This is a genomic window from Pseudomonas putida, from assembly GCF_026625125.1.
Lineage (GTDB): Bacteria > Pseudomonadota > Gammaproteobacteria > Pseudomonadales > Pseudomonadaceae > Aquipseudomonas > Aquipseudomonas putida_X.
This window is the reverse complement of the sequence record NZ_CP113097.1, coordinates 5589599-5600934: the sequence shown is the minus strand read 5'-3', so window position 1 is coordinate 5600934 and position 11336 is coordinate 5589599. Positions and strand designations below refer to the sequence as shown.

Genomic DNA, 11336 nt, shown 5'->3' with positions numbered 1-11336 from the left:
GGGGCCTTGGGCCGCTGTGCGGCCGGTTCGAGGGGCAAGACTGCTCCCCCGAAAAGGCAGAAATCAGATCCAGGAATGCCGCGCAGGCAGGGTGCCGTTCAGGTGGTAATCGCCCACCGCGTGATACTTCCAGCGCACCGGGTCATGCAGTGTGTGCACCCGGGCGTTGCGCCAGTGGCGGTCGAGGTTGAACTCGGCAAGGGTGGCGCGGCTGCCGGCCAGCTCGAACAACTTTTCACTGGCCTGCAGTGCTATCTCGGTGGTCAGCACCTTGGCCTCGGCCACTGCAATCGAGGCGCGTGCGGCTGCGGCTGCGTCGATCGGTGCAGCGTTGACTTCATCGAGTACCCGCGCAGCCTTGCGCAGCAGTGCTTGGGCAGCATGCAGTTCGAGTGTCAGGCGGCCGATGTCAGCAATCACATAGGGGTCATCGCTGGCGCGCTCGACCTTGGCCTCGATCCACGGGCGCGATGTTTCGCGCACGAAGCGTATTGCGTCTTCAATCGCGGCTTCGGCAATGCCGGCATCGATGGCTGCCTGGATCAGTTGCGAGCCTGCGCCCTGGATATTGGGGATATCGCGCTGGCGCCAGTTGTCGATCACCAGGTCGGCATCGACCGGTACCTGATCGAGCAGCACGGTGCCACTGGCGGTGGTGCGCTGGCCGAAGCCTGACCAGTCATCGACGATGCGCAGCCCGGGGGCGCCGCGGCGGACGAAGGCCAGGCGCTGGCGGCCGTCGTCGTCCAGTGCCTTGACGGCCACCCAATGGGCGAACAGCGCACCGGTGGAATAGAACTTCTCACCGCTGATGCGAAAGCCGTCGCCGGCCCGGGTAATCGTCGCCTTGAGCGTCAGGGTGTCCTTGGTGCCGCGCTCCGGCCCGGCGTTGCCGATGCGCCAGCCGTCCAGCACGCTGCGGAAGATCAGCGCCTGTTGGGCTTGTGTCGCGGTCAGGCGCAGCAGCAGCAAAATGCCGAACTGGTTCTGTGGGATCTGCCCCAGGGCCGGGTCCGCGGCGCTGATGATACGGAACACTTCGGCGATGGTTTCGAACGAGACGTCGGGGCCGCCATACGCCTTGGGCACACTGATGCTGCCCAGGCCGCTACGGGTGAATTGTTCGATTTCTGCCCAAGGCAACTTGCGCTGCTGGTCGCGGCGGGCGGCCTGCTGGCGAGCGGTCTCGGCAAGTTCGCGGGCCGCTTGCAGGGCTTGTGCGTCGTTACGCAGTATTTTCGCCGGTAGCAGCTGCGGGGAGCTGTCGAGATCGCTAGGGAATTGGGTGTTTGGCTGGCTGGACATCAGTGCTGCTCCTTGGCTGCACGCGATGCCCTGGTGTTACGCACGGGGGGGTGGTGATCCTGACCATTCCTGACCTCACAAATTGAATACGTCGCTACAGCTGATGGCGACTGACGTTTGCTGGTCCGGTGGTCCGGTTCATATACCCTAATGGCCTATTAATTGATTATGAAATACCATTTTTGAATATATATAGAAGTGGGGATTCGTACGAAGGGCACCGCCCCATCGCCGGCTTGCCGACAACAGGGAAGTGAACCGAAGGCAGTTTATTCGGAAGCCGCAGTCCCTAGAAACTTGCGCAAGAACTGTCGAGTTCGCTCTTGCTTGGGGTGGGCAAACAGGGCCTTGGCCTCGCCCTGCTCGACGATCACTCCCTTGTCGAAGAAGATCACCCGGTTAGCCACATCACGTGCAAAGCTCATCTCGTGGGTGACGATGATCATGGTGCGCTTTTCTTCGGCCAGGCCGCGGATGGTCGCCAGCACCTCGCCGACCAGCTCAGGGTCCAGCGCCGAGGTGGGTTCATCGAACAGGATCACCTCAGGCTCCATGGCCAGCGCCCGGGCGATTGCAACGCGCTGTTGCTGCCCGCCGGAAAGGCGTTTGGGGTAGGCGTCTTCCTTGCCCGCCAGCCCGACCTTGGCCAGCAGCGTGCGGCCCAGCTCCATGGCTTGAGCACGGGGTGTCTTCTTGACGATCACCGGGCCTTCCATGACGTTCTCCAGCGCGGTGCGATGAGGGAACAGGTTGAAGCTCTGGAACACGAAGCCGGCCTGCTGGCGCAAACGGCGAATGGCACTTTGCTGGTTGCCAAGCGGACGGTTGGCATCGATGCTGATGGCACCGATCTGGATGCGCCCGGCGTCAGGCGTTTCCAGCAGGTTCAGGCAACGCAGGAAGGTAGTCTTGCCCGAGCCGCTGGGGCCGATGATGGCCACCACTTCGCCCGGTTGCACGGTCAGGTCGATGCCGTTGAGCACGGTCTGGCCTTTGAACTGCTTGGTCAGGCCTTCTACTACGATCATCTTCAGTGCTCCTGGTCGTGCTGGTTGACCCGCGCTTCCATGCGGTTCTGGAAGTGCGCGAGGATGCTGCAGAGGATCCAGTACACCACTGCAACGGCCAGGTACATGGTGAAAACTTCGAAGGTCCGTGCAGTAATCAGCTGCGCCTGGCGGAACAGTTCGGGCACCTGGATGGTCGCCGCCAGGGCGGTATCCTTGACCAGGGAGATGAAGCTGTTACCCAGCGGTGGCAGTGCCGTGCGCAGGGCTTGCGGCAGGATCGCCCGGCGCATGGCCTGGGTGCGGGTCATGCCGATACTGGCGGCTGCTTCCCACTGGCCACGGTCGATCGAGGAGATCGCCGCACGCAGGATTTCGCAGATGTACGCTGCCATGTTCAGCGACAGGCCAATCAGCGAGGCCGGGATGGGGTCGAGTTCGATGCCGATCTGCGGCATGCCGAAATAGATCACGAACAGCTGCACCAGCAGCGGCGTGCCCCGGAAGAACGACACATAAATGCGTGCCAGCCAGTCCAGCGGCAGGATCTTCGACAGGCGCATCAGTGCCAGGGCAAAACCCAACACCAGGCCGAAGAACATGCCGCCGACACTCAGCAGCACTGTATAACCCGCGCCCTTGAGCAGGAAGGGCGCGGAGTCGACAACGAGTTGCAGGCTTTCAGCGATCATTGGGTGACATCGGCACCGAAGTATTTCTCGGACAGCTTGGCCAGGGTGCCGTCGGCCTTGAGCTTGTCGATGGCCTTGTTGATGGCTGCCAGCAGCTCAGGCTCACCCTTGCGCAGGGCCACGCCGCTTTCCAGGCGCGAGAAGGCGTCGCCGGCAAGCTGGGTATCCTTGGCTTTTTGCGCGTATTCCAGGGCGGCCAGGCGGTCGATCAGGATGGCGTCGATCCGGCCGTTGCGCAGATCGGCGAACTTGCTCGGGTCATCTTCATAGGTGCGCACTTCAGCGTTCGGAACGTCCTGCTTCACCCACTGTTCATAATTGGTGCCCAGGCCCACGCCGACTTTCTTGCCGGCCAGATCCTGCGCGGTCTTGATGTTCAACTGCTCGGCTTTTTTCTTCAGGATCAGCGCCTGGATGCCGGAGACGGTGTAAGGCTCGGAGAAGTCGTACTTCTTCTTGCGCTCCTCGGAGATGGTCACTTGGTTGACCACCACGTCTAGGCGTTTGGATTCCAGCGCTGCAAGGATGCCATCCCATTTGGTCGGCTGAATCTTGGCCTTGACGCCCAGCTCCTTGGCCAGCAGTTCCGAAAGCTCGACCTCGAAGCCGGCAAGCTTGCCGTTTTCATCCTGGAAACTGAATGGCGGGTAGGTGCCTTCGAGGCCGACGTTGATCACGCCTTTTTCCTGGATGGTTTTCAGTTGCTCGCCGGCGAATGCCTGGCTGAACAGACCGGTGCCCAGCAGGATGGCCAGGCTGGCATTGAGAAGCGGTTTGGCGAATTTCGACATGTCAGGCCCCGCGCTTGTTGTGGGAGTGGTGGGTGGCGACTATAGGGTTGGCTTCATAGGCCAGGAAATAATAAAAACTTGTTTTGTTATTTCCTTTTTTATCTCTGCCAGGGTTCGGCTGCTTTGAGGGTAGGCGACGATGCCGGGTACGTCGTCGCAGCTTATGCCCGACTTAGTGCAGGATGGAATAAAGCGTTGTTTTTTCCAAGGGGCTGATTTGCCGTAAAGTGGATTGCAAACTATCAGCTTGGCCCTGCCAGGAGATCACCGTGAGCGAACACCCTTCATCCGCGCATTGGCAGTTGCACAGTATCGTCAGTGGCTTGCGCAGCGCCCGTGAGCAGTGGCGCAGCCGCAATGGCCGCAGTATTGGCGAGCAGGGCGGGCGCGAGTTGCCGTCGCGCGAGGCGATGCGGCACATCCTTGAGCAACTGTGCGGCGCACTGTTCCCGATGCGCCTGGGGCCGGTAGACCTGCGCGAGGAGAGTGAGGACTTTTACGTTGGCCACACCCTGGATGCCGCGCTGACTGCGTTGCTGGCCCAGGCACGCCTGGAGCTGCGTTATGCCACACGCCAGAGCAAGGCTGACCTGACGGCCGTCGATGCCCAGGCGCTGCGCTTGATACAGGATTTTGCCGCGGCGTTGCCGGCCCTGCGTGTGCTGCTCGATACCGATGTGCTGGCGGCGTACCACGGTGACCCAGCAGCGCGTAGTGTCGACGAAGTCTTGCTGTGCTACCCGGGTATCCTGGCAATCATCCACCACCGCCTGGCCCACCACCTGTACAAGGCTGGCTTGCCGCTGCTGGCACGCATCAGTTCGGAACTGGCGCACTCGGCCACCGGCATCGACATCCATCCAGGGGCGCAGATTGGGCAGAGCTTCTTCATCGACCACGGCACCGGTGTAGTGATCGGTGAGACTGCGATCATCGGCGAGCGGGTGCGTATCTATCAGGCCGTGACCTTGGGGGCCAAGCGCTTCCCGAGCGACGAGTCGGGCTCGCTGCACAAAGGCCTGGCGCGGCACCCGATCGTCGAAGACGATGTGGTGATCTACGCCGGCGCGACCATTTTGGGGCGCATCACCATCGGCAAGGGTTCGACCATTGGTGGCAACGTGTGGCTGACCCGCAGCGTGCCGGCGCAAAGCAACATTACCCAGGCCAATCTACAGTTGGATTGCCAGGACAAGAACTGACCTTTATTCGGCGGTGTTCGTACCGGCCCCATCGCCGGCAAGCCGGCTGCCACGGGTTCACCGCCACACCTGAGTGCAGTGGCGTGGCTGTGTGCGGCTTGCCCGCGACAGGGCCGGTACGAACACACCGATCGGCGCCCCGGGTCGCATCGAATCCCGATCCATGGTTAACTTGAACGCTTGTTCAACGAAAAAACGCTGGTCCGTTGCCGGTGTTCAACAGGAGGATTCCTTTGCTGAACCCGTTCATTCCGAACCTCACGTCAATCGACGAGGTGCATGCCCCATGAGTGCACCGACCCCTTCCAACAGCCAGATCCGCATGAACCCTCCGGTGTTCTATTTTGCGGCAAGTTTCATCCTCATCTTCGGCCTGGTGGTCATCGCCCAACCTCAAGCAGCGGGCGACTGGCTCTTGGCGGCGCAGAACTGGGCGGCCAATACGGTCGGCTGGTACTACATGCTGGCCATGACCCTGTATCTGGTCTTCGTGGTGGTCACCGCCTTGTCCGGCTACGGCAAGATCAAGCTCGGTGCCGACCACGACGAACCCGAGTTCAGCTACCTGTCGTGGGCCGGCATGTTGTTCGCCGCCGGTATCAGCATCACCCTGTTTTTCTTCTGCGTTTCCGAACCCCTGACCCACATGCTCCAGCCCCCCCAGGGTGAGGCGGGCACGGCGGAAGCAGGGCGCCAGGCGATGCAGATACTGTTCCTGCACTGGGGCCTGCATGGCTGGGGCGTGTTCGCCTTCGTCGGCATGGCGCTGGCCTATTTCGCCTACCGCCACAACCTGCCGCTGGCGTTGCGTTCGGCGCTGTACCCGTTGATTGGCAAACGGATCAACGGGCCGATCGGCTATGCGGTGGACGGCTTCGGCATTATCGCTACGGTGTTCGGCCTGGGGGCCGACATGGGCTTCGGCGTGTTGCACCTGAATGCCGGCCTGGACTACTTGTTCGGCATCAGCCATAGCCAGTGGGTGCAGGTGATCCTCATCGCCCTGATGATGGGCGCGGCCGTGGCGGTGGCAGTCGCTGGGGTGGAGAAGGGCGTGCGGGTGATGAGCGACATCAACCTGTTCCTGGCCTGCGCGCTGTTGCTGTTCGTGTTGTTCGCCGGCCCAACCCAGCACCTGTTCAACACCCTGATCCAGAACCTGGGTGATTACCTCGGCGCGTTACCCCGCAAGAGCTTCGACGTGTATGCCTACGGCGAAAACCGTGACTGGCTGGGTGGCTGGACGGTGTTCTACTGGGCCTGGTGGATTGCCTGGGCGCCGTTCGTAGGGCTGTTCATCGCCCGTATCTCGCGTGGCCGCACCATCCGCGAATTCGTCTTCGGTGTGCTGCTGATCCCGCTGGGCTTCACCCTGGCGTGGATGTCGATCTTCGGCAACAGCGCGCTGGACCAGGTACTGAACCATGGCATGACGGCGCTTGGGCAGTCGGCCATCGATAACCCGTCGATGAGCCTGTATCTGCTGCTGGAGACCTACCCGTGGAGCAAGGTCGTCATCGCGGTGACGGTGTTCATCAGCTTCGTGTTCTTCGTCACCTCGGCAGACTCGGGCACGGTGGTGCTGTCGACCTTGTCCGCCAAGGACGGCGGTGCTGATGAAGACGGCCCGAACTGGTTGCGGATCTTCTGGGGCGCGATGACTGCGCTGATCACCAGCAGCCTGCTGTTCGCCGGCAGCATCGATTCGCTCAAATCGGCGGTGGTGCTGACCTCGTTGCCGTTCTCGTTGATCCTGCTATGCATGATGTGGGGGCTGCATAAGGCGTTCTACCTGGAGTCGCAGCGCCAGATCGCCCAGCTGCATTCGCTGGCCCCGTTCGCCCAGTCCCGCCGTGGCCGTGGTGGCTGGCGCCAGCGCCTGAGCCAGGCGGTGCATTTCCCGTCACGCGATGAGGTGTACCGCTTCATGGACGATGTGGTGCGCCCAGCGATTGCCGATGTGCGCGAGGTGTTCGAGCAGAAAGGTCTGGTGCTGGTGACCCAGGATGATCCCAGCCACGACAACGTCAGCCTGAAAGTCGGCCACGGTGAGGAGCAGCCGTTCATCTATCAGGTGCAAATGCGTGGGTATTTCACACCGTCGTTCGCGCTGGGTGGGTTGGGCTCGCAGGACTTGAAGAACCGCCGTTATTACCGCGCGGAGGTGCATCTTAGCGAGGGCAGCCAGAACTACGACCTAGTGGGCTACAGCAAGGAGCAGATCATCAACGACATCCTCGACCAGTACGAACGGCACATGCAGTTCTTGCACCTGGTCCGCTAGAGCGCCGGGGCCGCTGCGCGGCCCTTTCTCCGGCAAGCCGGCTCCACAAGGATCCTGTAGGAGCCGGCTTGCCCGCCACCCTCAGAACGGCGCATCCCCCAGGATGGTCGCCCGATGCATCACCCGCCGGTTGGGTCGGTAATCATCCACCGCAAAATGCTGGGTGACGCGGTTGTCCCAGAACGCCACGTCGTTTTCCTGCCAACGCCAGCGGATGCTGAACTCCGGCCGCGTCGCATGGGTGAACAGCAGCTTGAGCAATGCTTCACTCTCCAGTTCGCTGAGCTCATTGATGCGTGTGGTGAACCCTTCATTGACGAACAACGCCTTGCGCCCGCTCACCGGGTGGGTACGCACTACCGGGTGCGACAGCGGCGGGTTGTTACGCCGGGTGGCTTCCCAGCGTGCCAGGTCTTCAGGCGTAGTACCGAAGCGCTCGAGCGGGAACGACTTGGTGAAATCGTGCGTTGCAGTCAGGCCATCGAGCATCTCGCGCAGCGGCGCCGACAGGGCTTGGTACGCGGCAATGCCGCTGGCCCACAGGGTATCGCCGCCATAGGCCGGCAACTGCTTGGCACTGAGCACCGCACCCAGCGCCGGGGTCGGCAGGAAGGTCACGTCGGTGTGCCACACGGCATTATCGCGTACGTCGGTGACCGCGGTGTCGAGGATCAGCACCTGCGGGGTTTGCGGGACGTTGGGATAAATCGGGTGGATGTGCAGGTCGCCGAAGCGCGCGGCGAAGCGCGCTTGCTGCTCAGGCGTGATCGGCTGGTCCCGGAAGAACAGCACCTGGTGTTGCAGCAGTGCCTGCTCGATGGCATCGCGCTGCTCGTCAGTCATCTCGCGGCTGATGTCCACGCCGCTGATCTGGGCACCAAGGGCCGGGCTGAGGGGGGTAACGGTAAGCGTCATGTCTTTTTCACTCCAGGCGCCGGGTAGCCGGCGTGGTCGGTCAGCAATCCGTCAGTGGCTTTGCCCATGCCAGGGCACCAGCTTGCGCTGCAAGGCGCGCAGGCCCATCTCCAGGGCGAAGGCGATCAGGGCGATCAGCAGGATGCCCAGCACTACCACGTCAGTCACCAGGAACTGCGCCGCCGACTGCACCATGAAGCCCAGGCCGCTGGTGGCAGCGATCAGTTCGGCGGCTACCAGGGTCGACCAGCCCACACCCAGGCCGATACGGATGCCGGTGAGGATATCGGGCAGGGCACTAGGCATGATCACGTGGCGGATCAGTTGTACCTTGGTCGCCCCCAGCGATTGCGCAGCGCGCAACCTGGCCGGGTCGACGGTGCGCACGCCGGTAGCCGTGGCGATCGCGATCGGGGCGAAGATTGCCAGGTAGATGAGCAGCACCTTGGACAGCTCGCCGATACCGCACCAGATGACGATCAGCGGCAGGTAGGCCAGGGGCGGTATGGGGCGGTAGAACTCGATCAGTGGATCGAGAATGCCGCGGGCTACACGGTTGTAGCCGATGGCGATACCGACCGGGATGGCGGTCAGGGTCGCAGCAACCAGCGCCAGGCCGATGCGCCCCAGGCTCGCGCCCAGGTGTTGCCACAGGCTGGCGTCCATGTAGCCTTGGGTGAGCAAGCTCCAGGCTTTGGCCAGGATGTCGCCGGGCGCAGGCAGGAACAGGGGCTCTATCCAGCCGGCGGCGGTCACCAGCCACCAGACCAGCAGCAGGCTGGCCAGGGTTAGCGTGCTGATCCAGCGGGTGGAAAGCTGGCGGCGCGCTTTTTCGACGGGCCGCGCGTGGCTGTCGCGCTTGCTGGCGACCGGCAGATCAAGGCTGCTCATGCGTGCTCCTGCAGGCTTTGGCGTTGGGAGAAAACCCGCGCCAGCACATGCTCGCGAGTTTCAATGAAGCGGGGGTCAGACTTGATCGCCCGAGCCGACTCGCCAGCGGCATAACGTTGGCCGAAGTCCAGCTGCAGGCGCTCGACCACACGGCCCGGGGCTGGGGCCAGCAGCACCAGCTCGGTTGCAAGGAATACCGCTTCCTCAATGTCGTGAGTAATAAGGAACACCGGTTTGGCAGTGCGCTGCCAGACTTGCAGCAGCAGTTCCTGCATCTGCTCGCGGGTGAATGCGTCAAGGGCGCCGAACGGCTCGTCCATCAGCAGTACCCTTGGGTCGGCCGCCAGCGCGCGGGCCAGGCCCACGCGCTGCTTCTGGCCGCCGGACAGTTGCCAGATGCGCCGCTCGCCAAAGCCATCCAGATCGACCAATGCCAGCATTTGCCGTGCCTTGGCCTCCCGCTCCGCGCGGGCCACACCTGCCAGCTCCAAACCGAAAGCGACATTGCCCAGCACGTTCTGCCACGGCAGCAGGGCATCGTCCTGAAACACCACGCCGCGTTCGGCGCTGGGGCCTTGCACCGCAACGCCGTCAAGGGTGATACGCCCGCCGCTGGGGGTGACGAAGCCCGCGATAAGGTTGAGCAGCGACGTCTTGCCGCTGCCGGAGGGCCCCAGCGCGACCAGCAACTGGCCTGGGCCCAGGCTGAGGTTGATGTCGGCCAGCACAGGGGTGCTGGCGCCGGGGTACTGTGCGCTGATGCGCTCCAGTTCTAGCAAGGCCATGACGGGCTCCGGATCAATTGGGCAGGAACTTGGCGCTGACGTAGGCCGAGTAGTCCGGCAACACGGCGTCGACCTTGCCTTGCTGCTTGAGGAAGGTGGCGGTGTCGGTCAGTGCTTGAGTGGTCGGTGCGCCCAGGGCGTTGGCCTGGTCGGCGGCCAGCGGGTAGACGTTACCCTCCAACAGCACCGGGATATCGCTGGCCTTGGCGCCGGACAGCTTCACCAGCTTGGCCACGTTGTCTTTGTTGGCCAGCCAGGCCGCCGGGTCTTTGCGGTAGTCGGCGTAGGCGTCGAGGGTGACCTTGGCAAAGGCTTTGACCACCTCGGGGTGCTTGTCGGCGAAGTCCTTGCGCACGATCCAGGCATCGAAGGTGGGTGCGCCTTTTTCTGCCAGTTCCCCGGAGGTGATCAGTACCTTGCCGTTTTCCTTGGCCACGCCCAGTGCCGGGTCCCAAACGTACGTGGCATCGATGTCGCCGCGCTTCCAGGCCGCGATGATCGCCGGTGGGGCGAGGTTGAGGATCTGCACCTTGGACGGGTCGATGTTCCAGCTTTTGAGCGCGGCCAAGAGGCTGTAGTGGCCGGTCGAAACGAAAGGCACTGCGACCTTCTTGCCGATCAGGTCTTGTGGGGTCTTGATGCTGTCGCGGGCCACCAGCGCCTCGCCGGCGCCGATCTGAGTGGCGATCAGGAAGGTTTCCACCGGCAGCTTGCGGCTGGCAGCAGCGGCCAGCGGGCTGGAGCCCAGGTAGCCGATCTGCACGTCGCCGCTGGCCACCGCAGTGATCACATCGGCGCCGTTATCGAACTTGCGCCAGTCGATGCTGGCCTTGCTGGCTTTTTCGTAGTCGCCATCGACCTGGGCCACTTTGGCCGGGTCGACGGTGGTCTGGTAGGCGACTGTGAGGTCGGCGGCTTGGGCGAACCAACTGGTGCCGGCGAGGGCCAGGGCAGCGAACAGGCGCAGTGGAGCGTGCGGGATCATGGTCGGACCTCTTGTCAGACAATCGAAGTGATGAATGGCAAGAAGGCTAGATGATCTAAGAAATATAAAATAAATAACTTTTTGGAATTAGCATAGGAGCCATTCGCTTTAAGCCCAGGAGCTTGGCGATGCTCAGGAGCAAGACCGAGTGCAGCGCTCGGTTTTTATCGGCTGCACAGATCAGATAGGAATAAGGATATGAGCAAACGTTTGCAAATAACCTAAAGCTATTACAGGCTTATGCCGATACAGTTTTTGGCAGTAAAGGTTTCAACCATATGCCTTAAAAATCTTAGAAATTCATAAAACGGTCATTTTGGATTTATAGGATTGTCATTATCCTGTAGCGCAGCTGGCGTCTTAGACCAAAGTCGTGAAATGTTCAGTAACGATTGACTTGCTGGTCATTCTTTGTGACTAAATCGCCAATCCACGGTGAGCGGGGCATCAGATCCTGCCGCCAGAGATACACAAAAATT

The 11336-nt window shown here is 62.1% G+C and carries 10 protein-coding genes; 2 read left to right on the top strand and 8 right to left on the bottom strand.

Features of this window, described 5'->3' with window-relative positions; all coding sequences use genetic code 11:
* Window positions 1-63: 63 nt before the first annotated feature.
* The 4 genes from OSW16_RS25825 to tcyJ all read right to left on the bottom strand — a co-directional run bounded on the left by OSW16_RS25825 (window position 64) and on the right by tcyJ (window position 3795).
* Window positions 64-1305 (bottom strand): SfnB family sulfur acquisition oxidoreductase, encoded by a 1242-nt coding sequence (locus tag OSW16_RS25825; protein WP_267819497.1) that lies wholly within the window; start codon window positions 1303-1305, stop codon window positions 64-66.
* A 269-nt stretch (window positions 1306-1574) separates the two neighbouring features.
* Window positions 1575-2333: an L-cystine ABC transporter ATP-binding protein TcyN gene (gene tcyN / locus OSW16_RS25820; RefSeq protein WP_267819495.1), complete on the bottom strand. Its 759-nt coding sequence runs from the start codon at window positions 2331-2333 to the stop codon at window positions 1575-1577.
* 2 nt (window positions 2334-2335) lie between these two features.
* Complete coding sequence (tcyL, locus tag OSW16_RS25815) at window positions 2336-3004, bottom strand: cystine ABC transporter permease (protein ID WP_012316742.1); 669 nt, start codon at window positions 3002-3004, stop codon at window positions 2336-2338.
* Window positions 3001-3795 carry a cystine ABC transporter substrate-binding protein gene (tcyJ, locus tag OSW16_RS25810; RefSeq protein WP_267819493.1) on the bottom strand — a complete coding sequence of 265 codons (795 nt, stop codon included), beginning with the start codon at window positions 3793-3795 and terminating at the stop codon, window positions 3001-3003. The genes tcyL and tcyJ overlap by 4 nt, the downstream gene beginning before the upstream one ends.
* Window positions 3796-4064: 269 nt before the next feature.
* On the opposite strand from tcyJ, the gene epsC reads away from it, so the two are divergent.
* Together epsC and betT are read left to right on the top strand one after the other, a co-directional pair.
* Entirely contained in the window at window positions 4065-4997 is a 933-nt protein-coding gene (epsC, locus tag OSW16_RS25805; protein WP_267819491.1) for a serine O-acetyltransferase EpsC, read from the top strand.
* Between the two features lie 322 nt (window positions 4998-5319).
* Complete coding sequence (betT, locus tag OSW16_RS25800; RefSeq protein WP_267824128.1) at window positions 5320-7281, top strand: choline transporter BetT; 1962 nt, start codon at window positions 5320-5322, stop codon at window positions 7279-7281.
* Window positions 7282-7362: 81 nt separating this feature from the next.
* On the opposite strand, the gene tauD is transcribed toward betT, so the two are convergent.
* From tauD to tauA, 4 genes are read right to left on the bottom strand one after another with little or no spacing between them, the layout of a single operon-like run.
* Entirely contained in the window at window positions 7363-8196 is an 834-nt protein-coding gene (gene tauD / locus OSW16_RS25795) for a taurine dioxygenase (protein WP_267819489.1), read from the bottom strand.
* A gap of 51 nt (window positions 8197-8247) precedes the next feature.
* Window positions 8248-9087, bottom strand: coding sequence for a taurine ABC transporter permease TauC (tauC, locus tag OSW16_RS25790; protein WP_267819487.1), 840 nt, complete (start codon window positions 9085-9087; stop codon window positions 8248-8250).
* A complete protein-coding gene (gene tauB / locus OSW16_RS25785; protein WP_267819485.1) occupies window positions 9084-9872 on the bottom strand; it encodes a taurine ABC transporter ATP-binding subunit in 789 nt (262 codons plus the stop codon). The genes tauC and tauB overlap by 4 nt, the downstream gene beginning before the upstream one ends.
* 13 nt (window positions 9873-9885) lie before the next feature.
* The gene (gene tauA, locus OSW16_RS25780) at window positions 9886-10857 is read right to left on the bottom strand and encodes a taurine ABC transporter substrate-binding protein (protein ID WP_241805505.1); all 972 of its coding nucleotides are present in this window, start codon (window positions 10855-10857) and stop codon (window positions 9886-9888) included.
* Window positions 10858-11336 lie beyond the last annotated feature (479 nt).

Coding starts and splice junctions, on each gene's coding strand:
- OSW16_RS25825 (WP_267819497.1), bottom strand. CDS start 1,305: ATGTCCAGCCAGCCAAACACCCAATTCCCTAGCGATCTCGACAGCTCC.
- tcyN (WP_267819495.1), bottom strand. CDS start 2,333: ATGATCGTAGTAGAAGGCCTGACCAAGCAGTTCAAAGGCCAGACCGTG.
- tcyL (WP_012316742.1), bottom strand. CDS start 3,004: ATGATCGCTGAAAGCCTGCAACTCGTTGTCGACTCCGCGCCCTTCCTG.
- tcyJ (WP_267819493.1), bottom strand. CDS start 3,795: ATGTCGAAATTCGCCAAACCGCTTCTCAATGCCAGCCTGGCCATCCTG.
- betT (WP_267824128.1), top strand. CDS start 5,320: ATGAACCCTCCGGTGTTCTATTTTGCGGCAAGTTTCATCCTCATCTTC.
- tauD (WP_267819489.1), bottom strand. CDS start 8,196: ATGACGCTTACCGTTACCCCCCTCAGCCCGGCCCTTGGTGCCCAGATC.
- tauC (WP_267819487.1), bottom strand. CDS start 9,087: ATGAGCAGCCTTGATCTGCCGGTCGCCAGCAAGCGCGACAGCCACGCG.
- tauB (WP_267819485.1), bottom strand. CDS start 9,872: ATGGCCTTGCTAGAACTGGAGCGCATCAGCGCACAGTACCCCGGCGCC.
- tauA (WP_241805505.1), bottom strand. CDS start 10,857: ATGATCCCGCACGCTCCACTGCGCCTGTTCGCTGCCCTGGCCCTCGCC.